Source organism: Peribacillus sp. CSMR9 (assembly GCF_033141925.1).
Classification (GTDB): domain Bacteria; phylum Bacillota; class Bacilli; order Bacillales; family DSM-1321; genus Peribacillus; species Peribacillus simplex_A.
On sequence record NZ_JAOPHO010000001.1, the window covers coordinates 82515 to 104665 of the forward strand.

At 40.3% G+C, this 22151-nt stretch carries 27 protein-coding genes; 21 read left to right on the top strand and 6 right to left on the bottom strand.

Annotated features, from left to right (window positions below; genetic code table 11):
* Nucleotides 1–156 precede the first annotated feature (156 nt).
* The 3 genes from N9I19_RS00395 (at nt 157) to N9I19_RS00405 (ending at nt 2282) form a co-directional block, all read left to right on the top strand.
* Nucleotides 157–942 carry an SDR family oxidoreductase gene (locus N9I19_RS00395; protein WP_284471360.1) on the top strand — a complete coding sequence of 262 codons (786 nt, stop codon included), beginning with the start codon at nt 157–159 and terminating at the stop codon, nt 940–942.
* A 6-nt stretch (nt 943–948) separates the two neighbouring features.
* Nucleotides 949–1851: an NAD(P)-dependent oxidoreductase gene (locus N9I19_RS00400; protein ID WP_284471359.1), complete on the top strand. Its 903-nt coding sequence runs from the start codon at nt 949–951 to the stop codon at nt 1849–1851.
* 65 nt (nt 1852–1916) lie between these two features.
* Entirely contained in the window at nt 1917–2282 is a 366-nt protein-coding gene (locus tag N9I19_RS00405; protein ID WP_061462238.1) for a hypothetical protein, read from the top strand.
* Nucleotides 2283–2383: 101 nt separating this feature from the next.
* On the opposite strand, the gene N9I19_RS00410 is transcribed toward N9I19_RS00405, so the two are convergent.
* Nucleotides 2384–3526: an aminotransferase A gene (locus N9I19_RS00410; RefSeq protein ID WP_317776704.1), complete on the bottom strand. Its 1143-nt coding sequence runs from the start codon at nt 3524–3526 to the stop codon at nt 2384–2386.
* Nucleotides 3527–3684: 158 nt separating this feature from the next.
* Between N9I19_RS00410 and corA the strand changes: the two genes are divergently transcribed.
* The 4 genes from corA (at nt 3685) to N9I19_RS00430 (ending at nt 6307) form a co-directional block, all read left to right on the top strand.
* A complete protein-coding gene (corA, locus tag N9I19_RS00415; RefSeq protein WP_317776705.1) occupies nt 3685–4650 on the top strand; it encodes a magnesium/cobalt transporter CorA in 966 nt (321 codons plus the stop codon).
* Nucleotides 4651–4727: 77 nt separating this feature from the next.
* Entirely contained in the window at nt 4728–4928 is a 201-nt protein-coding gene (locus N9I19_RS00420; RefSeq protein WP_317776706.1) for a hypothetical protein, read from the top strand.
* Nucleotides 4929–5001: 73 nt separating this feature from the next.
* A complete protein-coding gene (locus N9I19_RS00425; RefSeq protein WP_286140797.1) occupies nt 5002–5157 on the top strand; it encodes an RDD family protein in 156 nt (51 codons plus the stop codon).
* 244 nt (nt 5158–5401) lie between these two features.
* On the top strand, nt 5402–6307 hold the full coding sequence (locus N9I19_RS00430; protein WP_125163556.1) for a chemotaxis protein: 906 nt from the start codon (nt 5402–5404) through the stop codon (nt 6305–6307).
* A 62-nt stretch (nt 6308–6369) separates the two neighbouring features.
* Here N9I19_RS00430 and N9I19_RS00435 read toward each other — a convergent pair whose 3' ends face one another.
* Both N9I19_RS00435 and N9I19_RS00440 read right to left on the bottom strand, forming a co-directional pair.
* Nucleotides 6370–6876, bottom strand: coding sequence for a YkyB family protein (locus N9I19_RS00435; protein ID WP_317776707.1), 507 nt, complete (start codon nt 6874–6876; stop codon nt 6370–6372).
* A gap of 282 nt (nt 6877–7158) precedes the next feature.
* A complete protein-coding gene (locus N9I19_RS00440; protein ID WP_411730388.1) occupies nt 7159–7497 on the bottom strand; it encodes a hypothetical protein in 339 nt (112 codons plus the stop codon).
* A 117-nt stretch (nt 7498–7614) separates the two neighbouring features.
* Here N9I19_RS00440 and N9I19_RS00445 point away from each other — a divergent pair, with 117 nt between their 5' ends.
* Together N9I19_RS00445 and crcB are read left to right on the top strand one after the other, a co-directional pair.
* Nucleotides 7615–7995 (top strand): fluoride efflux transporter FluC, encoded by a 381-nt coding sequence (locus N9I19_RS00445; RefSeq protein WP_061462244.1) that lies wholly within the window; start codon nt 7615–7617, stop codon nt 7993–7995.
* On the top strand, nt 7992–8354 hold the full coding sequence (crcB, locus tag N9I19_RS00450) for a fluoride efflux transporter CrcB (protein WP_089362367.1): 363 nt from the start codon (nt 7992–7994) through the stop codon (nt 8352–8354). The genes N9I19_RS00445 and crcB overlap by 4 nt, the downstream gene beginning before the upstream one ends.
* Before the next feature lie 170 nt (nt 8355–8524).
* Here the strand turns inward: crcB and N9I19_RS00455 are convergent, their stop codons facing one another.
* A complete protein-coding gene (locus N9I19_RS00455) occupies nt 8525–9388 on the bottom strand; it encodes a metallophosphoesterase (protein ID WP_061462246.1) in 864 nt (287 codons plus the stop codon).
* A 163-nt stretch (nt 9389–9551) separates the two neighbouring features.
* Between N9I19_RS00455 and N9I19_RS00460 the strand changes: the two genes are divergently transcribed.
* From N9I19_RS00460 to N9I19_RS00475, 4 genes are all read left to right on the top strand, one after another.
* The gene (locus N9I19_RS00460) at nt 9552–11408 is read left to right on the top strand and encodes an SLC13 family permease (protein ID WP_250211770.1); all 1857 of its coding nucleotides are present in this window, start codon (nt 9552–9554) and stop codon (nt 11406–11408) included.
* Nucleotides 11409–11596: 188 nt separating this feature from the next.
* Nucleotides 11597–12802 carry an EAL domain-containing protein gene (locus N9I19_RS00465; RefSeq protein WP_061462248.1) on the top strand — a complete coding sequence of 402 codons (1206 nt, stop codon included), beginning with the start codon at nt 11597–11599 and terminating at the stop codon, nt 12800–12802.
* A 75-nt stretch (nt 12803–12877) separates the two neighbouring features.
* Nucleotides 12878–13105 carry a hypothetical protein gene (locus N9I19_RS00470; protein WP_317776708.1) on the top strand — a complete coding sequence of 76 codons (228 nt, stop codon included), beginning with the start codon at nt 12878–12880 and terminating at the stop codon, nt 13103–13105.
* Nucleotides 13106–13288: 183 nt separating this feature from the next.
* On the top strand, nt 13289–13774 hold the full coding sequence (locus tag N9I19_RS00475; protein WP_317776709.1) for a DUF3993 domain-containing protein: 486 nt from the start codon (nt 13289–13291) through the stop codon (nt 13772–13774).
* A gap of 86 nt (nt 13775–13860) precedes the next feature.
* Here N9I19_RS00475 and N9I19_RS00480 read toward each other — a convergent pair whose 3' ends face one another.
* Both N9I19_RS00480 and N9I19_RS00485 read right to left on the bottom strand, forming a co-directional pair.
* Nucleotides 13861–14094: a glutaredoxin family protein gene (locus N9I19_RS00480; protein WP_034314090.1), complete on the bottom strand. Its 234-nt coding sequence runs from the start codon at nt 14092–14094 to the stop codon at nt 13861–13863.
* A gap of 94 nt (nt 14095–14188) precedes the next feature.
* The gene (locus N9I19_RS00485; RefSeq protein ID WP_317776710.1) at nt 14189–15148 is read right to left on the bottom strand and encodes an MBL fold metallo-hydrolase; all 960 of its coding nucleotides are present in this window, start codon (nt 15146–15148) and stop codon (nt 14189–14191) included.
* 184 nt (nt 15149–15332) lie between these two features.
* On the opposite strand from N9I19_RS00485, the gene N9I19_RS00490 reads away from it, so the two are divergent.
* From N9I19_RS00490 to N9I19_RS00525, 8 genes are all read left to right on the top strand, one after another.
* On the top strand, nt 15333–15572 hold the full coding sequence (locus tag N9I19_RS00490; RefSeq protein WP_061462253.1) for a YkuJ family protein: 240 nt from the start codon (nt 15333–15335) through the stop codon (nt 15570–15572).
* Nucleotides 15573–15695: 123 nt separating this feature from the next.
* Entirely contained in the window at nt 15696–15842 is a 147-nt protein-coding gene (locus N9I19_RS00495; RefSeq protein ID WP_089362373.1) for a hypothetical protein, read from the top strand.
* A gap of 121 nt (nt 15843–15963) precedes the next feature.
* Nucleotides 15964–16401, top strand: a complete 438-nt coding sequence (gene cbpB / locus N9I19_RS00500) for a cyclic-di-AMP-binding protein CbpB (RefSeq protein ID WP_061462254.1) — start codon at nt 15964–15966, stop codon at nt 16399–16401.
* A 130-nt stretch (nt 16402–16531) separates the two neighbouring features.
* On the top strand, nt 16532–18058 hold the full coding sequence (locus N9I19_RS00505; protein WP_284471347.1) for an MDR family MFS transporter: 1527 nt from the start codon (nt 16532–16534) through the stop codon (nt 18056–18058).
* Nucleotides 18059–18320: 262 nt separating this feature from the next.
* Nucleotides 18321–19205, top strand: coding sequence for a transcriptional regulator CcpC (gene ccpC, locus N9I19_RS00510; protein ID WP_061462256.1), 885 nt, complete (start codon nt 18321–18323; stop codon nt 19203–19205).
* Nucleotides 19206–19330: 125 nt separating this feature from the next.
* A complete protein-coding gene (dapD, locus tag N9I19_RS00515; protein WP_061462257.1) occupies nt 19331–20041 on the top strand; it encodes a 2,3,4,5-tetrahydropyridine-2,6-dicarboxylate N-acetyltransferase in 711 nt (236 codons plus the stop codon).
* 68 nt (nt 20042–20109) lie between these two features.
* Nucleotides 20110–21240, top strand: coding sequence for an N-acetyldiaminopimelate deacetylase (locus tag N9I19_RS00520; RefSeq protein WP_089362375.1), 1131 nt, complete (start codon nt 20110–20112; stop codon nt 21238–21240).
* 58 nt (nt 21241–21298) lie between these two features.
* Entirely contained in the window at nt 21299–21958 is a 660-nt protein-coding gene (locus N9I19_RS00525; protein WP_063231996.1) for a potassium channel family protein, read from the top strand.
* Nucleotides 21959–22151: the final 193 nt, after the last annotated feature.

A 22151-nucleotide genomic window follows, 5' to 3' on the forward strand; every position in this document is an offset into this window, starting at 1 on the left:
TTTGTCGCCGGTTGGATAATCCAACCGGCAGTTTTTTTGAGTTTATCCAAGGGAAATAAAAAAACACGGGAATGATTATTCAGATTTTTCACTTTTCGATTATGACGATATAATGGAATTATAATTTATTTTACGAAAATGGAGGATTGATAGTATATGGAACTACATTTGAAAAAGAAAAATGCTTTGATTTTAGCTTCAAGCCAAGGTTTGGGGAAGGCGATGGCAGCTGAACTGGTTAAAGAAGGAGCAAATGTCATGCTAGCCAGCCGTGATGGAGAAAAGCTTGCCGCCGTCCAAAGGGAATTATCACAGCTTGGGGCGGGTAAAGTGGCTTATATGGCAACGGATATAACAAAAGCTGAAGATATTAAAAGCCTGGTTGAGCGAACAGCTGAGGAGTTCGGCGGTATCGACATTCTTATTAATAACGCCGGAGGTCCTCCCGGGGGTTCATTTTCAGATTTCAATGATGAAGAATGGCAACAATCTTTTGAACTTAATTTATTAAGCTTCATCAGGACGATCCGTGAGAGCTTGCCGCATCTAAAAAAACAGGGCGGAAAAATTGTTAATATTGCATCTTCATCCATTAAGGAGCCTATTCCAGGATTGATATTATCGAATACATTCCGCACCGCAATCGTGGGATTGTCAAAGACGCTTGCTTCCGAGTTAGCTCCAGACGGGATTTTGATCAATACAGTCGGTCCTGGAAGAATTGCAACAGACCGCATTCAGCACCTTGATAAAATGAATGCAGAGAAACAAGGCGTCACTCCCGAGAAAATAACTGAACAATCCATAAATAAAATCCCTCTTGCCCGTTACGGGGAACCCGAGGAATTTGCTAAGTTCGTTACTTTCCTTGTTTCAGGTGCGAATACATATTTAACCGGCCAGTCCTATTTGGTTGACGGGGGAATGATAAAGTCCATTTAAGGTTTTTTGAAACAAAATGATTGGGAGGAATTTGCAGTGACGAAATCAAACGAAGTTATCGGATTCATAGGTTTAGGAGTTATGGGAAAAAGCATGGCCGTAAATCTACTAAAGGCGGGGTTTGAGGTATTTGTTTATACCAGGACGAAAGAGAAGGCAAGTGAATTGCTTTCACAGGGCGCGAAGTGGGCATCTTCACCTAAGGAAATAGCACAGTTAGCTAATGTGATCATTTCCATGGTAGGATACCCTAGCGATGTGGAAGAAATTTATTTTGGAGAAAATGGGCTTATCGAGAATGGGAAAAAAGGAACCCATTTAATCGATATGACGACCTCCACTCCATCCTTGGCCATGAGAATATCAGAGGAAGCCAAGAAAAGAGGAATGCAATCATTGGATGCACCGGTTTCCGGAGGAGACATCGGTGCTCGTGATGCGAAGCTTACGATCATGGTGGGCGGGGATAGTGAGGCATTTGAAGCGGTTCGGCCCATTTTTGATATTATTGGCAGCAATGTTGTACATCAAGGCCCAGCTGGGTCAGGACAGCATACGAAAATGTGCAATCAAATCGCCATTGCATCTAATATGATCGGAGTAACTGAAGCGATTTCTTATGCCAAAAAGGCGGGATTGGATCCAGACCGGGTTCTAAGAAGCATATCATCGGGTTCTGCCGGTAGCTGGTCACTGTCCAACCTTGTGCCGCGAATGGTCAAAGGGGATTTTGAACCAGGTTTTTATATCAAGCATTTTATTAAGGATATGAAGATTGCACTTGACGAAGCGGAAAGAATGGGAATGGAGGCTCCTGGATTAAGCCTGAGCAAATCCCTATATGAGGGGCTGGCAGAAGCTGGCGAGGAAAATAGCGGTACCCAGGCATTATATAAACACTATAATTAAGTGCTAGCATTTCTTTTTCATGAATAAGCTGATAGCGACAGCCTTTATAAAAAGGAGCGATCGATATGGGCGAATTCGATGATATCAACATGAAATTCCAGGAATTAGAAGATGGTCGATATATTGTCAGGATTGAAGGTTATAAACGCGAAAAAACCATTCACCAAACAAAGCCCATTCGTTGGGATCTGAAATTAATGAATGAAAGTCCGCTAATCTTGCCGGTGAAATTCAGTCATATCGAAACGAATGCCGGTTTCCAGATCCTGATGCGCGAATTGAAAAGTTTAGGTCTTTCTAAGCCGCGCTCCGCAAAGGAATTTGAAGAAGTGATGGCTGACTTACTCGGTTCCATCGTTGAAGTGAGCCTTACCACCACAAATAAAGAAGAAGGATATCGGGAAATTCGTTTTTTACGGAGATTGTATTAGTTGTCCGGCATGGTGAAAACCATCAGTAGCCTGAAATCTTTGAGAATAGGAAAGTGGCCCTCAATCATTCCATTGAAGGCCACTTTTTTTGTCCGAATCGCTCAAGATAAAAATGCTTCTATACGGTCCAAAGCCTTTTCCAATGTTTCCATGGAATAGGCATAGGAAATCCTAAAGTACCCTTCCCCAAGTGGAGAGAAAGCGTCACCAGGGACTACCGCCACTCTTTCCTGTTTGACAAGATTGAGGCAAAAGTCAATGGAAGAGGTATAGCCCTCAGGTAGCTTTATAAAGAAGTAAAAGGCACCATTTGGTTTGACTATTTCCAGTTTCATCGCTTGTAATCGACTGTATACGTAATCCCGTCTCCGTGCATACTCGATCTTCATGGGAATGGCATCATCCTTACCTGCCGTCAATGCAGCCAAGGCAGCTCTCTGCGATATGGAGGAGGCACAAGTCACATTGTATTGATGGACCTTCAGAATATGCTGAGAGATGGCTACCGGCGCAAATAGAAGGCCTATTCTCCACCCGGTCATGGAATGGGACTTGGATAAACCGTTCAGGACGATGGTTTGTTCTTTTAAGAAAGTGGCAATCGATACATGTTCCTGATCAAATACAAGTTCACTGTATATCTCATCAGCCAATATGAAGATGTCCTTGCCCTTTACAAGTTCGGCAATGTCCAATAATTCTTCGGCAGACAATGTTACCCCAGTCGGATTCGATGGATATGGAAGAACGATGCAACGAGTTTGATCAGTTATGTACTTTTCAATTATATCTGCAGTTAAACGAAATCCATTTTTTGTTGTATCGGCGTAAATGGGTGTTGCACCGCACATTTTGATGATAGGTTCGTATCCTGGATATACCGGCCCTGGTAATATGACTTCGTTCCCTGGAATGAGAATCGTTCGAAAGGTAATGTCAATGCCCTCGCTGGCACCTGAGGTCACGATGACTTCATTCGCTGGATCATAACCAAGCTTGTATTTATCCTTTATATATTCAGAGGCAGCTTCCCTTAATTCCAGATAACCGGCATTGTGAGTATAAACAGTATAATCATTATCGACGGCTTTTTTTGCCGCTTCTTTTATATGCATTGGAGTGGGAAAGTCAGGCTGTCCTATCGTTAAGGAAATGGTGCCTTCGATATCAGCGACCATATTGTAGAATTTACGGATCCCTGATATTTGAACGTCTTTTACTAAAGGGTTTATTAAATGTTCCATGATGAATATCCTCCCTTTTCATACTTCATGAGATTATGTATTATGTTTGACGGATTCATTCTATTTTATCATTTAGTTTGGATGGGGGAGAAATACTTTTTGAGATTATTGAATTAAAGGTATAATGAATGATAAGAAAATTTTGAGGGTTGATACAAATGATAAGGACTTGTGCAATTACTACTAACCAAGAAATCAGTTTCGGTTTACCTCTATCAGAAATGAATAATCCGGATATCGAGTGGTATTGGGTGGATTTTTCCAATCCCACAAACAATGAAATCAAACTTTTATCCAGTCATTTTCACTTTCATCCGCTGGCAATTGAAGACTGCCTGGATGATTTTAACCAACGTCCCAAAATGGATTTTTATGAGGACTACCAATTTCTTGTAATACATGCTCTCAGGCAAAAGATCTTTAGAGCGATTGAATTGGATATGTTCGTTGGCGAAAAATGGATAGTCACTTTTCATAAGGAAGAAATGCTTGAACTTGAAAAGGTCTGGGAAGAGATTTCTGACAATAAAATGTTGAAGCATGGTCCCTTTTTCTTGATGCACAGGATAATTGACAGGATTGTTGATGAATTTTTCCCTCCCGTCTATAAAATAGAAGGCGAGTTGGGTAGCATTGAGGACAATACTGAAAATGAAACGATAAACGATTTGATGGATCAGCTATTCGATTTACGTACGGATATGTCCAGGCTCCGTCGTACCATATTACCGATGCGTGATTTATTGTACAGGATGATTTCATCAGAGCGCCTGAATTACTTAAAAGACCAGCATCTATATTTTAATGATGTGTATGATCATCTTCTTAAATTAACTGAAATGCTGGAATCCTATCGGGATTTCTCCTCCGATATCCGGGATAGTTATTTGTCGGTGAACTCTAATAATATGAATTCAACGATGATGACATTGACTGTAATCACTACCATTTTCATGCCGCTGACCTTCATAGTAGGCGTATATGGGATGAATTTTAAGTATATGCCGGAATTGAATTGGCACTATGGCTATTTCCTCATCCTTGGAATGATGGGCGGAATTGCCTTGATGATGTTTTTATACTTTGTTAAAAAAGGTTGGCTCAATCCAAGGAAAAGGTCATGAAAGAGCTAAAAATACCCAACTGACCTGTTAGTTATATGATGGGAAAAATACCGAATTTATGAGTGCTAGGTGTTGAAATGGAAGTTTCGGCTGTTGACAGTCCAGAGGAAAGCGGGCTGTATGCTGGATTTTGGTTACGCTTTGGCGCGAATATCATTGATGGAATTATAATAGGAATCCCTACTGGAATCTTATCGGTTTTTATGAGTATTTTTTTGAGTGGAGCCGATGGAATTAGAGGAAAAGACAATGGATCCTTTATTTTTATCCATGCTTAGCTTTCTTTATTATAGTTTGTTGCATTCCTCTAAATGGTAAGGGAGTGTCGGTAAAATACTCCTGAATATTAAAGTGACGGATTTATATGGAGAACGAATCGGGTTTGGAAGGGCTGCAGGGCGTTATTTTGCGACGATCCTATCAGGTATGATCATTTATATTGGTTATATCATGGCAGCGTTTACGTCGAAGAAACAGGCACTTCACGATATGATTGCGGAACGGTAATGGTAAAAAAATGAGCTGGGTAAAAAGGGGACCTGTATGGGTCCCTTTTTTGTTTGGCCTTAATAGATAAACACATCTTAATCCTTTTTTATCATTGCGCTAAACAAAAGACAAAATTAACCGAATTATTAGGTATGTGTTGATGATAAAAAAACATGATAGGTCCATGTAACTGACAAGCAGGATTTTTATGCTGGTTAAAAGATTTAGGGAATTATAAAAAGTAAGAGAAGGGCGAGATGAAATGGAAACTAATAAAGGGATATTACTGGAAAGTGGTACAAATGAGCTGGAGATAGTGGAATTCGGCATCGGTAAAAATAAATTCGGCATTAACGTAATTAAGGTGAAAGAAATCATTAATCCTGTTCCTATCACGCTTGTACCTCATTCCCATCCAAATGTGGAGGGGATCATTGAGCTTCGCGAAGAAGTCCTGCCGGTTGTGAATGTAGCGGATGCTTTAGGATTTCCGCCATCTGAAACCCCTGAGCAGGATAAATTCATAGTCGCTGAATTCAATCAGCAAAAAGTGGTTTTCCATGTTCACACTGTAACACAGATCCATCGTATTTCCTGGTCTCAAATAGAGAAGCCTTCGGATATGTATCAAGGGCTTGAAAGTCAGATTATCGGAGTAATAAAATTAAAAAGCGAAATGTTACTGTTACTCGATTTTGAAAAAATAGTGGTCGAAATCAATCCGGAATCGGGAATAAACATCCAGCAGGTTAAAAAGCTCGGTAGCCGACAAAACTCAGATAAGAAAATCCTGATTGCAGAAGATTCTCCATTACTGAGAAAGCTGCTTTTTGATACATTGTCGGAAGCTGGATTCAAGTACTTGGAGTTTTATGAAAATGGACTTGATGCAATTAATTATCTGGAGAATTTGATTGATTCAGGAAAAGTGGTCGAAAAAGAAGTGCAACTTGTGATTACCGATATTGAGATGCCCCAAATGGATGGTCATCATTTGACTAAAAGAATAAAGGAAAGCGGTGAACTCGCAGTATTGCCGGTGATTATTTTCTCTTCCTTGATTACGGACAGCCTGCGTCATAAAGGGCAGGTCGTAGGGGCTGACGCCCAAATCAGCAAACCAGAAATTGCTGAGCTAATAAAATTGATAGACAGGTTTATATTATAAATGTGAAAACGGGCCGATGAGGCATTACCTCACGGCCCGTTTGATTTATCCGGAATTCATACTTAATACTTGGAACCTTTTCCTAAAAAGGAGGATGGGAATGGATTGTGAAAAGGTTGCTTGACCGACCCACGCCCGTAAGCCCTTTTCTCGGTATTGGTTGGGGCCGGTTGTTTTTCACCTGCTTGTCCAACGTAAGATTGCAGGATTTGTTTGGCCTTGGATAATGACAACGCAGCTTTAGGATTACGTATGGATGCTGCCCGGCTGCCGAGGTGGGGTAGTTTTTTCAAATCTTCCTTAGTGGGAGGCAGATGAAAAACATATGATCCGCATTCGACAATCACGTCGGATTGTTGTGCTGCAAAGCGAGGGTTATCAGAGAAATGAAGTCCACTCTTCTTCGCTTTTCCTTCTTGCATAAGCTTGCTTAATGCGAGCCGTTTCAAATTATATAAATTTTTAGGCTCCAACGCAGTTTTTGCGTGCTTATTAACAATAAACACGGCTTGGGCAAGGGAGTTAATCGAAAACTCATCCCTTTCAGAATGTCCTTTCGTTTGGTTCATTATGGAAACTCCTTTTCTTAATAAGGTTAGAAGGGCATTGCAGACTCCTTCAATAAAAACCTGTTTTTATAATGGGTGAAATATAGACGTGTGCCAATAAGGCAAGAAATAGTTAAAAATTAATGCATGTACATATCTAGGCTATGACAATCATTTCCCAACACTTTACCATCTATGCATTTCATATTATACCACTTCAAAATATATAAGGAAGTAAAATTCAATCGGATGCCTTTTAAGCTAAGAAAAAGAAGGCGTTTAATGACGCCTTCTGTCCAATCCTTATCTAGTGTATATATTGATATTTTCGGATACTCCAGCCTGTGCGCCGAATTGTTGTTGCGGGTAGCCCTGAAAACCTTGATAAGCAGGGTAAGCAGGATAAGCGGGTGGAAATGGGGGAGGATATGGAGCGTAGACTGGTGGACGGTTATTGAATAGCAACGGTCCAATTGCCAATCCTGCAACAAAAGCTACAGGCGCCAATAGAGGAAAGAAAGGAAAGAAGCGCTCGTCATTCCAATATTCAGGTCCATATTCATTCCCATATGCATTTCTGTATTCGTTCTGTAGCATCATGGTTTGTGGATAGTGGTAGTAAGGAAAATGCTGTACTTGCATAATTAGCCTCCTTTTCTCTAATTCTTTACATAGTATGGATTTTTTTTAGAAAAGAGCCTGTTTCATCTTAATCTGTTATAATGAATCTACTTGTGAGAAAAATTTGGGGTGAGCGTAATGGATCGGTTAAAAAGCTTTATTGCCGTCGGTTTTGGAGGAGCAGCGGGAGCGTTATTGCGTTATTGCGTAATCTTGACCACTGCCCATTCCTTCTTCCCGTTTGGAACCCTCTTAATAAATATAGTAGGCAGCTTTTTACTTGGGATGATAAGTGGCTATTTCGCCTCAAAAAAGAAATCGTATGTTTTTTTGGCTCTGGGAAGCGGGTTTTGCGGCGGTTTCACCACGATGTCCACGTTTTCCCAAGAAATGGTGAATCTATTACAGACTTCTCTGCCATTTGCAGGACTGTATCTTGTGTCCACGCTTTTATTTGGTTTGGTCGCCGGTTTCCTCGGACTGTGCCTTTCTAATATAAGGAGAGGTGAGACCTTATGATAGAAGTTTTTTCAGTTTTTATAGGAGGCTTTTTTGGAGCATCCTCTAGATATGTCTTACAGATTATTTTTAATAGGCTATTGCCAGGTGGCTCAATACCCATTAGTATTTTACTGATTAACCTTATAGGATCTTTCGGTTTAGGAATGGCATTTCCACAGAAAGAAAGCTGGGCTTTATCTTTACAAGTTTTCATTACAATAGGTTTCTTAGGAGCTTTTACGACCTTTTCCACGTTCAGTATGGAAACACTAGAACTTATTAGAAAACACCGTTATATAGATAGTCTTATCTATATAACGGTGTCGGTTATAGGTTGTATCGGAACTTTCCTGTGTGGCTACTTAAGCATGTTATGACTTTATGCCGCTTACCTATGTTTGCTGGTAAAAAAAACCTGGTTTTCTCAGATATACATCTAATGCTATAATTCATAAGAATACATTACAAATGATTTATGGAACAAGTTGTTTTAGTCGCACAGGTTTTGTTAATAAGTCTGGCGGTTTTCCCCTGTGTTCTTTTCTTATCATTTTTCGGCCTGGAATTCGTAAACCGTCAACTCAGGACGCGAAAGAAAACGATAAGGGAGTCGGGTAGTGCCAAGCCCTCTATTAACATGTAACGTTAACGAATCGATTTCATACGTGCCTTCTCGGTACTTTTCAGCGTATGGGGGAGTTACAAGTGCTCCGGCAAAGGGAATTTGTACTTGGCCTCCATGACTGTGACCGCTTATTTGATACTGGATGTCGTAAGTCCTTGATATGTCGGCAAGGTCAGGAGCATGCGAAAGCATAATGGTGAACACTTCTTCTGGAATGCCTGAAAGGGCTTTTTCAAAATCCGGTTTTCCAAGCATAGCATCATCAACCCCGGCAATGAATATTTCTTCTGCCGTTAATAAGGTAATCTTAGTCGAGGTATTTTGCAGCATGGTAAAATGAGATTTATTCATGATATCGCTGTAAATTTCCGAGCCATATCCCCCATGATCATGATTGCCATAGATGCTGAATTTTCCAAGCGGCGCTTTGAGCTGATTCAAAACAGGAGGGATTTTCTGTTGAGCCTTGTATTTATTAGGCTGGTCCATTAAATCTCCGGTAAATAAAATAACATCCGGGTCGAGTTGGTTTATCTTATTGACAATTGCTTGTAAATCTTTAAGCTGAAATTGAAAACCTAAATGAGTATCACTGAATTGGACCATTTTCATGCCATGGAAACCTTCAGGGATAAGGGGATGTCGAATGATTTTATGCTTGGTTTCTAACCATTTCGGCTCCAAATTATGGGCATAATAGCTGCCGCCAATACCTAAACCGGTTAAGGTAGCCAATGTACCAAGGCTTTTTTTTAAAAATGTTCTTCTGGATATGGGTTTATTCAAATTAATCAACCTATCTAATATAAAAATGTTACTTCCTCATACTAACAAACAATATTCATAAAATGAAGAAAATATCTTCTGTACGCACATGAAAAACATGTAAACTGGGGTTTAATGAAACCGTATCCGGTTTGAAATTGAACATCTATACGGAGGTAACATGATGACCGAACCAATGTTTATTACACTGATTATACTTCTATGCGCCATTGCGCTTTTTATACAAGGAAAATTCCGCGCAGATTTAATTGCACTTAGTGGACTTTCCATACTTGGTTTACTGGGGATACTTACATTGGATGAGCTAGTGGCCGGGTTTGCGAATCAAGCGGTGATCATGCTGGCTGGGCTATTTATCGTCGGTGCCGGCCTTTTAAATACAGGAATCGTGGAAAAGGCAGGAAATAAGTTGTTAGGTTTATGCGGGGGCAGTGAATGGAAATCGCTGCTTATCGTCATGCTTACAGCTGGAATATTAAGTGCGTTTTTAAGTGGAACGGGCATTGTTTCCATACTGCTTCCGCTCGTTATGAGCATGGCTTTACAACAAAAAACAAGTCCGACAAGGTATTTATTGCCCCTTGCCTATGCAAGCAGTATTGGCGGACTATTAACACTTACCGGTACACCCTCCAATATGGTCGTTGCTGATGTATTACGGCAAAACGGGATAGGAACATTATCATTTTTTGACTTTACACCAGTGGGCTTAATCGCTTTTGCAGCAGGATTATTGTTCATGTTGACACTTGGGCGCCTGTTACTACCCGAGAAAACGATTGCCGCGAACAATAGTGTCAAGGGACTGTCTGCAGGGGAGCTTGCCGGCATGTACAAAGTGTATGACCGATTGCATTATCTGCATATACCCGCTACTTCCGATATTGTTGGGGAAAGGCTGTCAGACCTTCAGCTTCCTATCCAGTATGAATTGACTTTGATTGAAATTCAGCGGAAGCCAAAGGATAAGCAATTGCCGCTGTTGCAAAGACAGCTGACGATTCCAGCCAGAGCGGATGAAGTTCTTCATCCTGAAGATATCATTTTGGTGTTTGGGGAAGAAGAAGCAGTTGAGAGATTGGCACTTAACTATGAACTGGAGTTTAAGCATTTCAATACCGAACAAATAAAAAAACATTTTCTAAGCAGTAGATTTGGTTTGACGGAAATTTTGATCGTTCCGAATTCGGATTATGAAAACCAGACCTTGATAGATGTGCATTTTCGTGAGAAATACCAATGTAATGTGCTGGCAATCAATCGGAATGGTGAATATATTCAAGCGGATGTCGGTACGGAACGTCTGAAACCGGGGGATGCAATCCTGATACATGGAGAATGGGAGAACATTGAGAGGATATCCTCGGATTTACAGGATGTCATCGTTATTGGCAGTACTTCGGAAGATGGCTCTCCGGTCAACTCCAAAGGTAAAACATGGATTGCCTTGGGCATCACTGCATTGATGGTCATTCTTTTATCGATGGAGTCAATCCCTGCTGTGCTATCAGTATTGACGGCCGCATTGTTGATGGTAATCACTGGCTGTGTCCGTTCGATGGAAGATGCTTACCAAAAGATTAACTGGGAACCTGTTCTATTGATCGCCGCCATGTTCGGAATAACGGCAGCATTGGATAATACGGGTGGAGTAAGAATGATAAGTGATTGGCTGGCCGTTCTATTCAGTAATATCGGGGCACATGGCATATTAGCTTTCTTTTACCTCCTGACACTTATCCTAAGCCAATTCATCCCGTATGGAGCAGCGACGGTAATCATGACGCCCATTGCCCTGACGTCTGCAGTGAATCAAGGAATCGATCCTCTTCCTGTATTTTTATGCCTTGCAGTTGCAGGCAGTTTGGCGTTATCCACGCCTAGGGTTGCCACTACAAATGCGCTTGTCATGACAGCAGGTGATTACAAGTATAAGGACTTTATCGTGATCGGGATATCCATACAGATCTTCATTGGCGTTATCATGGTGATCACCATCCCATGGTTCTTCCCTTTTTAATTAGTCATTAAGGCATTGTTCGATTTATGAACAATGCCTTTTCGACGAGGAATCGTTTAGTTTCATTCAAAAATCATGACTGAAAAAAGAGTTATGTTGTAGGAATTAAAATTATATATTATCAATACTAGAAACTAATGGTATAATTTTTGCATATTGGTGTTTCGTAATTAGGGGGAAGATGCATCATGGATACAGAAAAAATATTGAAGAATTTAGACAGGGTGACACCATTCTTTCAACCGATTTTCAGTGCAGATCAACATCAGGTAATCGGATATGAAATTTTAGGGCGCTATGAGGAACAATCAGAATATAAAAGCCTTGGCCCTTTTTTTCACGATTCTGCAGTGCCGGAAGAGTACAGGGTGGAAGTGGATAATTACGTTCTTGAAATAGCCTTGGAAAGAATAAAAGACTATGGTGAAGATTTTCTTATCTTTATTAACAGAGATCCAAATTTGCTTATGCTGGATCATGGCGAAGAATTCATGGAGATTTTACATCGTCATTTTCAACCGGAGGAAATGCACCGGATTGTGCTGGAATTATCAGACACGATCAGTCCGGAAAACTTAGACCCTTTGCAGCATGTGCTCGCTTATTTTAAAACATATGGGATTAAGATAGCTCTCGATCATTTAGGACAAGACACGCAATTGGACCGAATTGCACAAATTTCTCCGAATATTTTAAAAGTTAACCTGGACCAGCTTCGCATATCAGGTGGAGATGCCTATCAGGTCATACTGTTTTCTCTAAGCATGCTTGCGCGAAAAATAGGCGCCAATCTACTATTTGAGAACATTGAGTCTGAATACCAGCTTCGCTTTGCATGGAAAAACGGTGGACGATATTATCAAGGGTATTTTTTGGCGAAACCGGAAGGTGAGTTCATCAATAAGGATTTACTGCGTGAAAAATTTCATCAAGAATGTCAGTCCTTCATTTCACTTGAGACCAAGAAGCTTGAAGCCGTTTATCAAAAGACTTCGCAATTCAACGAAAATATGCAAAGCTTCTTAAAACAGCAAAAGCGAGTTGGCTCCCATGAAGATTTTCTTCGTAGTTTGGCGAAAAAATTGGATTACATATGTTTTCGGCTTTATATTTGTGATGAAGAAGGGTATCAAAAATCACCCAATATCCTCCATAAGGACGGGCAATGGTTAGTACAACCCAAATATATGAATAAAAATTGGAGCTGGAGACCTTATTTTCTCGAAAACATCGTAAAGATGCGTAATGAGAAGAAAGGAATTTTATCCGATTTATACAGTGATATCGAAACGGGAGAAACCATCCGGACCTTTTCATATCCCCTGAATGATAAGGAATACATTTTCTTTGATCTTTCTTATAGTTATTTATATGAAAATGAAGCCCTTTTATAGAAAAACGGTTCATGTATATAATCGCTTGAAGTGTGTAACGATAAGCAGAAATGATGCACTTGGAGGAGACATATTTTGAGCACGTACATCTGGATTTTAATCATAGTCGTTACAGTCATGGTGTTATATCTGCTCTTTTATACTTTTTCTGTAGCAAGGGCACAGAAAGTGAAAGCCAGATATGATTCGACTATTGATGATTCGGTTAAAGAACATCCGTATTTAAAGAACCCGGTATTCGTTTCCCTTTTTGTCGGGACGGTTTTGGTTGCCGGTTTTATTTTTTACTATGCTTTTCAATAATTGTAAGAGGGAGATTTCGATTTCATGAAATCTTCTTTTTTTATTGTGAAGGAATGGGCAATGATATCAAGGTATCCCGGAGAATTTGATTTTGTAGTTTGGCTTTGATTTTGACGGGTATTGAAAGGCATAGGCAAAAATCAGAACCATTAGGAGAAATTCTATAACTAGGAGATGATTGTAATGAGGAAATATCTAGTTGCATGTCTTGCCAGTGTCCTTCTTTTTTTAGGAGGAGGGTTAACAGCTTCAGCGGAGGGCTTACATAGAGAGGAAGTACTATCTTTAGTACAAGATGCCATGGAGAACCAAGGCTCGATCAGTGAGGAAGTACGTACTAAGGAAGCGATTGAAGGGAAGCTGGATAAACATTTCACAGGTGATTTCATCAAGAAGTTTGTCCAAGCGAATGTAGTGAAAGTCGATGGCGGTTATACCACATTTGGATCAGATTTCGCTCCGTATTATATCCCTTTTTTCAGTTATGACAAGAATACGGAAATTGTATATGGGAAAAACGGTGATGTCATTTATGTTCAGGAGGAATTCCAGGGCACTGGGGACGGACCGGTATCGATGGAAAAACATGTTGAATCAGTTACATTGAAAAAGGAGAATGACGTTTGGAAGGTAATGGACGTAAAGTATGAAAGCGAAAAAATGAGATGAAGTATTCAAAAGGAAAGTCTTCCTTCATCTGAAAAATATGGAGCCTGAAAAAGTCTAGAGGAGGGCAGCCTTCTCTAGACTTTTTGCTATATATTCAGTTCTTTTTTTATTTCGTCCAGTTCAAAACCGATAATGGCTTTCCCATCGATGACGACCGTGGGCGTGGAATAGGCGCCATATTTATTCGTTAGTTCTTTACGTGCATGTCCATCTGCTTTAATATCCTTTTCTTTGTATACGATATTATTATCATCAAAGAACATTTTCATGATTTTGCAGGGAGGGCAATCAGGTTGGGTATAAAGCGTTACGTCTTTCATTTCATTCCTCCATGTATGCTATATGTAAGATGTACTTATTCATTATAGAGAATCGCAGGACATTTGAATAGGAAAAAACCTTGAAGGAACCTTTTTACTTAACCTTTTCCTGTTTTATCAGATAGTCTATCAGCCCCATGGAACAAACATTTACGTCCATGGCGATGATTTCAAAAACGGGATGATCAGTAATGATTCCTTTTTCACCTAAATGAACCGCGACTTCCGTGAAAATATTTTTACTGGTTGCCGCTACTTGTTCCTCAAAGCTATCATATTCCCTATATGCCGATTTGGCAGTCTCCACAAATTTGGGCAGCCAATAATGAAGTTGTTTATATACTTCCTTAGGGTTTTCCGATACGCCGTAATGACCAAAATATATACGCTCGACGCCGATGCTTTCGTACAATTCCGCTGCAGCAAGCATCGCATCGGGATTAAATTGGTTTGGTGATGTGGATGGTAAATAAAATTCCAAACCTTCTTCATCAAGTTCACGATAAAAAATGCCAACGGTGTCACCTGAAAACATGCCTTTTGATACGGAATCGAAAATGCTTAAATGATGGTTTGCATGCCCTGGGGTGTCATAAAAGGTCAAGGAGGAATTATCACTGATCTTTAGGGCTTCTCTATCATGTATAGTCAGCATTCTATCAAATGGAATAGGTAAAATCGGATTGAAAAGCTCATTGAATTCTTCACCATAGACAGCTTTAGCCCCAGCGATCAAACGTGTTGGGTCTTCTAGATGCCGTGCACCTTTTGGATGGACGATCACTTTGGCGTTTGGACAATGCTGTAAAAAAAGTCCCGCTCCACCTGCATGGTCCAAATGTATATGGGTAAGAATGATATATGTAATATCCACAGGGGAGATTCCCAAATCTTCAAGACCCTTCATTAAATGGGGGATGGAAGGGCTGGCGGAAGTTTCGACTAAAGTGATGTCTGTATCGGCAATTACATATGTTCCTGTTCGATTTCTTCTATTCAAATCAAAACCATCAATCAATGAAATGCGATAACCAAGTTCACTAATGTTTTGCAACTAGAATCTACCTCCAGAAAATTTTTCATGTACAAAATCCATTCCTTATTTTATTCTGTTAATAGTACCATGTAAAGAATGAAGTTTTAAATTATTCTGAATTTATTTCAGCGTGGCTACTGGATAGAAAAGTATGGTATAGTGAAACCTATCGAAAAGGTTTTATTCAGAAAGGAGAGGGAGTATGTCTCAATTACAGGGCATTCTTACCAGATTGAAAAGTCTTCAAGAGCAAGCGAAGGAATCTGAATCTGCTCAACGTTTTTTTGAAATAGATGGTGTGAAAAAGTGCCAGGTTACATATTTCAGCAAAACAGAAATGTTCGAGCTTGAAGTATACAGTGATAAAGGGAAATCAGCAAAATATCAATTCGATAATATTGATATGATTACCATTGAAATCTTTGATCTTCTTCAATCTTAAAAAATCATTAAAAGTCGCCTTCCCATGGAAGCGGCTTTTTTTATTGTGCATGAAACCGTTCAATTATTACTTTTTGAATGAAGAAGTGATTTTTACGACATCTTATTAATTGGAGGGATAAAAATGAAAAATCCAATGGTAATTTGTCCTGTTTGCGGAGAAGAAAGGGAAATGGAAAATGTATTAACGGCACAATCAAACCAAAATGTGATTTATCAATGCCCGGAATGCGGTTTTAAACAGGTTAACATTAAAACTAGTAAGGGGTAAGGAGCTTTGTCAAAATCCCACAGTTTGGGATTTTATTGATCTAGGAATGAGCCTTTTCTGCTTACATATGTTAAACTAATGAAAGAGCTGTATATAAAAACATATGGTAAGGGGTTTTAACATGATCGGTACTCATGATGGGGATTTATTGGAATCCAGCGTTAAAGACTTAATGATTTCTTCTGAACGCGTGGCCCACGTGCAGGTAACCAATAATTTAGAACATGCACTTTTGGTATTAACAAAGAGCGGTTATACGGCCATTCCTGTGTTAGATCCGATGTATAAACTGCATGGCTTAATCAGCACACCAGTCATTCTTGATTCAATCTTGGGTCTGGAACGAATTGAATTCGATAATCTTGAGAATAAAAAAGTTTCTGAAATAATGAATATAGAAATACCTCGCCTGCATATTGAAGATACTTTGACAAAGGGTGTGGAATTGTTAATCGATCATCCGTTTGTCTGTGTAGAGAATGACGAACATGTATTTGAAGGTATCTTAACTAGAAGAGCAATCTTGAAAAAAGTATTTAAACAAAATACAGCTGAATAAAAATGTAAGGCTGAATATGGTTAACCTTAAGACTCGCCAGTTGGCGAGTTTTCTTGTTTTTTACATATTTGTACCAGTTGATGGTAAAATCTAAAAACAGTTATTGCTTATTAGGAAAGGATGGCGGAAATTGGGCCAAGCAGTGGATAGTGCAAAAGTGCAGAATAAAAAATTGAAACGTCCCTTCGTTTTAGCTGCCATCATGTTGGCTATGTTTATGAATGCTATTGAAGGAACGATCGTTTCGACGGCTATGCCAGCCATTGTAAGCGATTTAGGTGGTTTTTCACTTTACAGCTGGGTGTTTTCAGGCTATTTGTTAATGAACGCTGTGACAGTCTTGATATATGGAAAGCTCTCAGATATTCTCGGTAGAAAACCTGTCTTATTATTTGGAATCGTTGTTTTCTTAATTGGCTCCCTTCTTTGCGGCTTTGCCAATTCCATGACGGAACTCATCATTTATCGCTTTGTACAAGGTTTTGGGGCAGGGGCTGTAGCTCCAGTAGCTTCAACGATTGTTGGTGATATCTATAAAAATGAGGAGAGGGCACGCGTTCAAGGGTATCTATCGAGCGTTTGGGGCATTTCAGCGGTAATGGGGCCGGCTTTGGGCGGCATGCTCGTTGAATCCCTGACTTGGAAGCTTGTATTTTGGGTTAATATTCCTCTGGGCTTACTATCTTTTATAGGGATTTGGTTTTTCCTTCATGAAAAAATTGAAAAGAAAAAACGTGATATCGATTACCTTGGTGCAACCCTATTGACGTTATCCATATCCACTCTTATGGTGATACTCGTAGAAGGGGGAGTAAAATGGTCATGGGCTTCAGCACCAGTCATTTCCCTGGCATTAGTGGCCATAATCGCCTTTATCTTATTCATTCTTCAGGAAATGAAAGCAACCGAACCGATGATGCCATTTGAAATCTGGCAGGAGCGCTCCATCTTGATTGCGAATCTTGTATCTCTGACGACAGGGGTGATGATGATAGGATTATCAAGTTTCCTCCCAACATTCGTTCAGGGTGTGATGGAACGCTCTCCTACGGTAGCTGGGTTTACATTGACAGCCATGTCAATTGGCTGGCCGATCGCTTCAATGGTATCAGGCAAGTTATTGATGAAAATAGGCTTCAAAGCGACCTCCCTCCTTGGAGGGTGCTCGCTGATCCTTGGGAGTTTGATCCTAGTATGGATGAAGCCAGAAGCAGGGCCCCTTATTGCTGCCATGGGATCCTTCTTTGTCGGTGTAGGGATGGGTTTGACTTCTACCTCATTCATTGTCGTCATTCAAAAAACAGTCAGCTGGGAACGCAGGGGGATTGCGACAGCTTCTAATATGTTCATGCGTAATTTAGGAAATACGGTAGGTGCAGCATTACTTGGAGGAATCATGAATACGAGACTTCAAGCCTATTTAAACGAGCATGCACCATCCGGTTCGGGAGTGACGATAGATACGGCAAATAAACTGTTGAACAGTGAAGAACGTACGAAGCTTCCTGAAAATGTGGTAAAAGTTTTGCAGGAAGGACTTACATTGTCTTTACAAACGATTTATCTCATTGTTCTAGTCTTCTCAGTAATCAGTTTCATGTTACTTACAAGACTAAGAAAGAATAAGAAGGCATATGAGAATAAGGCAGACTCATAATCGGAGCTTGCCTTTAAGTGGAAGGGAAATGCGACTCGGATGATCAATGGAATCAATCATGCGATCGAGACCGTATGTTGAATTTCAGCTGTCGATGTGCCTGCATTGAATGCTGCAAAACTGATGACCAGCAATAATATGATCGTAAAAGGATATTCACTCCATTTCTTTTCCCTTGTAATATATGCGGACTTTGTTGATAATTAAATGTAAATAAATTAAGTCAGCATGATAAGAATTAATTATCAAGAGGTTGGTGTGTATGTCGTTTTCAGAATTTCATTTATTATCTGTACTTGCTCAGGAAATGAATATGAGAAAAGCAGCTGAGCGGTTGTTCGTTTCCCAGCCGGCTTTATCACAGCGTTTACAATCAATAGAAAAGGATTGGGGATCGAAACTGTTTCTGCGTTCACAAAAAGGGCTGTCGCTGACGCCTGCAGGGGAAGCGGTAATCCGTTTGGCCAATGAGGTAATAGAAAAAGAAGAAAAGGTCAGGGAAAGCATCCAAGCTATGGATCATGAAGTATATGGTACTTTGAAAATAGCCTGTGCCTCGATTGTCGGTCAAAATTGGCTTCCGCAAGTATTAAAAAAATTCGTCCAAAAATATCCCTATGCCAAAATTTCATTAATCACTGGCTGGAGCAGTGAGATTTTAAAGTCTTTGTATGAAGGACAAGTACATATTGGAATCATAAGGGGAGCCCCGGATTGGAAAGGGGTTAAACAGCATTTATTTACAGATATGCTTTATTTGGTGGATACTGAAATGAAGGAACTGAATCAAGTGTTTGAAACGGACCGGCCATTCATTCAGTTTAAAAGCGATTCGAATTATTACCAGGAAATTCAGGACTGGTGGCACCGACAATTTAAAACGACACCCAAAAACACCATAGTCGTGGATCAAATCGAAACATGCAAACAAATGGTATTTAACGGCATTGGATATGCAATCCTGCCTGCCATCACTTTACATGATAAAGATACGAATGTTTTTAAAATCCCTCTTCTAGATGGGCATAACCACTCAATCGAACGGGATACATGGCTTTGCGGCTATGAATCTGCTTTCCAGTTAAAGCAAGTCCAAGCATTCACGGAAGTGGTAAAAGAGCATATTCGCCAACAAGGAATGTTATGAGTCCGATGACGAAAATGTCAATAGGGCAGAATAATATTTAAGAGTGACATTCAACTTGTCTTGCCGGCATTTGTCTGTTAAATTTAAGACGAGTAATGATACATATTTAGGAGGTTTTACCCGGAATGAATAAAATGGATGCAAATGAAATTATTTCTTTTATCTCAAATAGTAAAAAATCGACACCAGTAAAAGTATATGTCAAAGGTGATTTAGAAGGTATGGATTTTGGACCAGCTTCTAAAACCTTCATTACAGGAAATACAGGGGTTGTATTCGGTGAGTGGTCTGAGGTCGAAGAGGCAATCGAGGCAGCGGGGACAAAAATCGAGGATTATGTAGTTGAAAACGATCGCCGTAACTCTGCCATTCCTTTATTGGACCTAAAAGGCATCAAAGCCCGTATCGAGCCTGGAGCAATAATCCGTGACCAAGTATCGATCGGTGACAATGCAGTGATCATGATGGGAGCATCGATCAATATTGGCTCCGTCATTGGTGAAGGCACAATGATTGACATGAATGCAATACTGGGCGGACGTGCAACAGTGGGTAAAAACTGTCACGTTGGTGCAGGTGCAGTATTAGCAGGTGTCATCGAGCCTCCTTCTGCACAACCGGTCATTTTGGAAGACGATGTTTTAATCGGAGCTAATGCGGTGGTTCTTGAAGGTGTGAAAATCGGTCAAGGTTCAGTTGTAGCGGCTGGTGCAATTGTAACGAAAGACGTTCCGCCTTACTCAGTGGCTGCTGGTATCCCGGCGAAGGTCATTAAACAAATTGATGAAAAAACTAAATCAAAAACAGAGATCATGCAAGAACTTCGCCAACTTTAATTTCTTAAGTGAATATTGCCTTAAGCGTGGATATAATTATCCACGCTTTCTGTATAGGAGGGAATAATGTGAAAACAAATCCTTTTGCCGAGATCCGGCGTGATTTGCATCAAATACCGGAGATAGGATTTAAAGAATATAAGACGCAGCAATATCTATTGAATTACATAACGAATCTTGCCTCTGAGCGAATAGAAATAGAAACTTGGCGAACGGGGATATTCGTGAAAGTGAAGGGAAGGAGCCCTCGGAAAATAATTGGCTATAGGGCAGATATAGACGGTCTGCCGATAAAAGAGGAAACTGGGCTGCCCTTCGCATCCAAACATGAGGAACATATGCATGCCTGCGGCCATGATTTTCATATGAGCATCGGTTTGGGATTATTGACGTATTTCGCCGAAAATCAAATCGATGATGACTTGCTATTCATTTTCCAGCCGGCAGAAGAGGGCCCTGGTGGTGCGGAACCCATGCTTAAATCGGAGACCATGAAAAAATGGAAGCCTGACATGATCCTTGCTTTACATATTGCTCCAGAGTATCAAGTTGGAACGATTGCCGTTAAAGAAGGGCTTCTATTTGCCAATACATCTGAATTGTACATCGATTTGAAAGGTAAAGGAGGGCATGCAGCCTATCCACATGAAACAAAAGACATGGTCATCGCGGCCTGCTCGCTTGTAGGGCAACTGCAAACCATCGTTTCGCGGAATGTAAATCCACTTGATTCAGCTGTCATTACAGTTGGGAAGATTACTGGAGGAACCGTTCAAAATATTATTGCGGAGACAGCGCGGCTAGAAGGCACAATACGAACCCTTAACCCCGAATCGATGGTAAAGGTCAAGTCAAGAATTAAAGCGCTTGTGGATGGTATACAAGTTGGATATGAGTGCTTGGCAGAAATCGACTATGGTGCGATGTATCACCAGGTGTATAATGAGGAAAGGCTGACCCGGGAATTCATGGAATTTACAGACAAGGCATCGGATGTTCACTTGCATCGCTGTACTGAAGCGATGACCGGTGAAGATTTTGGATATATGTTAAAGGAGATTCCAGGTTTCATGTTTTGGCTAGGGGTTTCATCAGAATACGGATTGCACCATGCTAAGTTAAGTCCGGATGAAAGTGCGATCGAACTCGCGATTAACCATTTAACGGATTATATAACGTTTAAAGGAAACAGAGCTTAAAAAACGCTTTTCAGGACGGAACATTAAAGAGAGAACGAATGATGTTGGAGGGCTTATTGTGAAAAAAGAATTTGCGGTGATTGGACTTGGCCGTTTTGGCGGCAGTATAGTCAAGACATTGGCTGAAGAGGGATTAGGAGTTCTGGCCATTGATGCAGATGAAGATCGAGTGAATGAATTTGCCAGAATAGCTTCTCATGCCGTAGTAGGGGATACGACGGATGAAAATGTGCTGAGAAACATAGGAATTCGTAATTTTGATCACGTCATCGTAGCGATTGGCGAGAATATTCAAGCAAGTATATTGACGACTCTCATGCTTAAGGAATTGGGTGTCGGAAATGTTACGGTAAAAGCGCAAAATGATTATCATGAGAAGGTTCTTCGTAAAATCGGGGCCGACTTCGTTGTGCACCCCGAACGAGATATGGGGAGAAGGATTGCACATAATATCGTCTCCAATAATATTCTCGATTATTTGGAGCTATCTGATGAACATTCCATCGTCGAAATTGTTGCAAGCCAAAAGATGAATGGAAATTCGATATTTGATCTTGATATCCGCGCTCACTATGGGCTGAATATCGTCGCGATTAAAAGAGGGAACGAAATAAATGTCTCCCCACAGGCAAGTGATTTAATACATAAAGGTGATATATTGATCGTCATCGGAGCGGATTCGGACATCAATCGTTTCGAAAAAAAGATTGTAGAATAAGCAAGCGTCCTGCTAAATTAGTATCAGGCAGCGTTTCTTTTATCAAAGGAAAACAAAAAGGTTTCGGAATGGTCTCATTCCGAAACCTTTTTGTTTTTTTATTGGTTTTGAAGCAGATACCGAGAATAGCCTGCAGCGAAAATTCAACGCATACAATACTTCTTTTGCGTCTTTCGAATACACGCTCTATCGT

Bases quoted from the DNA above. Each gene is read 5' to 3' on its own strand.
- corA (WP_317776705.1), top strand. From the start codon at position 3,685: ATGATAAGGACTTGTGCAATTACTACTAACCAAGAAATCAGTTTCGGT.
- N9I19_RS00410 (WP_317776704.1), bottom strand. From the start codon at position 3,526: ATGGAACATTTAATAAACCCTTTAGTAAAAGACGTTCAAATATCAGGG.
- N9I19_RS00460 (WP_250211770.1), top strand. From the start codon at position 9,552: ATGACCGAACCAATGTTTATTACACTGATTATACTTCTATGCGCCATT.
- N9I19_RS00490 (WP_061462253.1), top strand. From the start codon at position 15,333: ATGTCTCAATTACAGGGCATTCTTACCAGATTGAAAAGTCTTCAAGAG.
- N9I19_RS00430 (WP_125163556.1), top strand. From the start codon at position 5,402: ATGGAAACTAATAAAGGGATATTACTGGAAAGTGGTACAAATGAGCTG.
- cbpB (WP_061462254.1), top strand. From the start codon at position 15,964: ATGATCGGTACTCATGATGGGGATTTATTGGAATCCAGCGTTAAAGAC.
- N9I19_RS00480 (WP_034314090.1), bottom strand. From the start codon at position 14,094: ATGAAAGACGTAACGCTTTATACCCAACCTGATTGCCCTCCCTGCAAA.
- N9I19_RS00475 (WP_317776709.1), top strand. From the start codon at position 13,289: ATGAGGAAATATCTAGTTGCATGTCTTGCCAGTGTCCTTCTTTTTTTA.
- N9I19_RS00440 (WP_411730388.1), bottom strand. From the start codon at position 7,497: ATGCAAGTACAGCATTTTCCTTACTACCACTATCCACAAACCATGATG.
- N9I19_RS00445 (WP_061462244.1), top strand. From the start codon at position 7,615: ATGGATCGGTTAAAAAGCTTTATTGCCGTCGGTTTTGGAGGAGCAGCG.
- N9I19_RS00395 (WP_284471360.1), top strand. From the start codon at position 157: ATGGAACTACATTTGAAAAAGAAAAATGCTTTGATTTTAGCTTCAAGC.
- crcB (WP_089362367.1), top strand. From the start codon at position 7,992: ATGATAGAAGTTTTTTCAGTTTTTATAGGAGGCTTTTTTGGAGCATCC.
- N9I19_RS00465 (WP_061462248.1), top strand. From the start codon at position 11,597: ATGGATACAGAAAAAATATTGAAGAATTTAGACAGGGTGACACCATTC.
- N9I19_RS00420 (WP_317776706.1), top strand. From the start codon at position 4,728: ATGGAAGTTTCGGCTGTTGACAGTCCAGAGGAAAGCGGGCTGTATGCT.
- N9I19_RS00495 (WP_089362373.1), top strand. From the start codon at position 15,696: ATGAAAAATCCAATGGTAATTTGTCCTGTTTGCGGAGAAGAAAGGGAA.
- ccpC (WP_061462256.1), top strand. From the start codon at position 18,321: ATGTCGTTTTCAGAATTTCATTTATTATCTGTACTTGCTCAGGAAATG.
- N9I19_RS00405 (WP_061462238.1), top strand. From the start codon at position 1,917: ATGGGCGAATTCGATGATATCAACATGAAATTCCAGGAATTAGAAGAT.
- dapD (WP_061462257.1), top strand. From the start codon at position 19,331: ATGAATAAAATGGATGCAAATGAAATTATTTCTTTTATCTCAAATAGT.
- N9I19_RS00435 (WP_317776707.1), bottom strand. From the start codon at position 6,876: ATGAACCAAACGAAAGGACATTCTGAAAGGGATGAGTTTTCGATTAAC.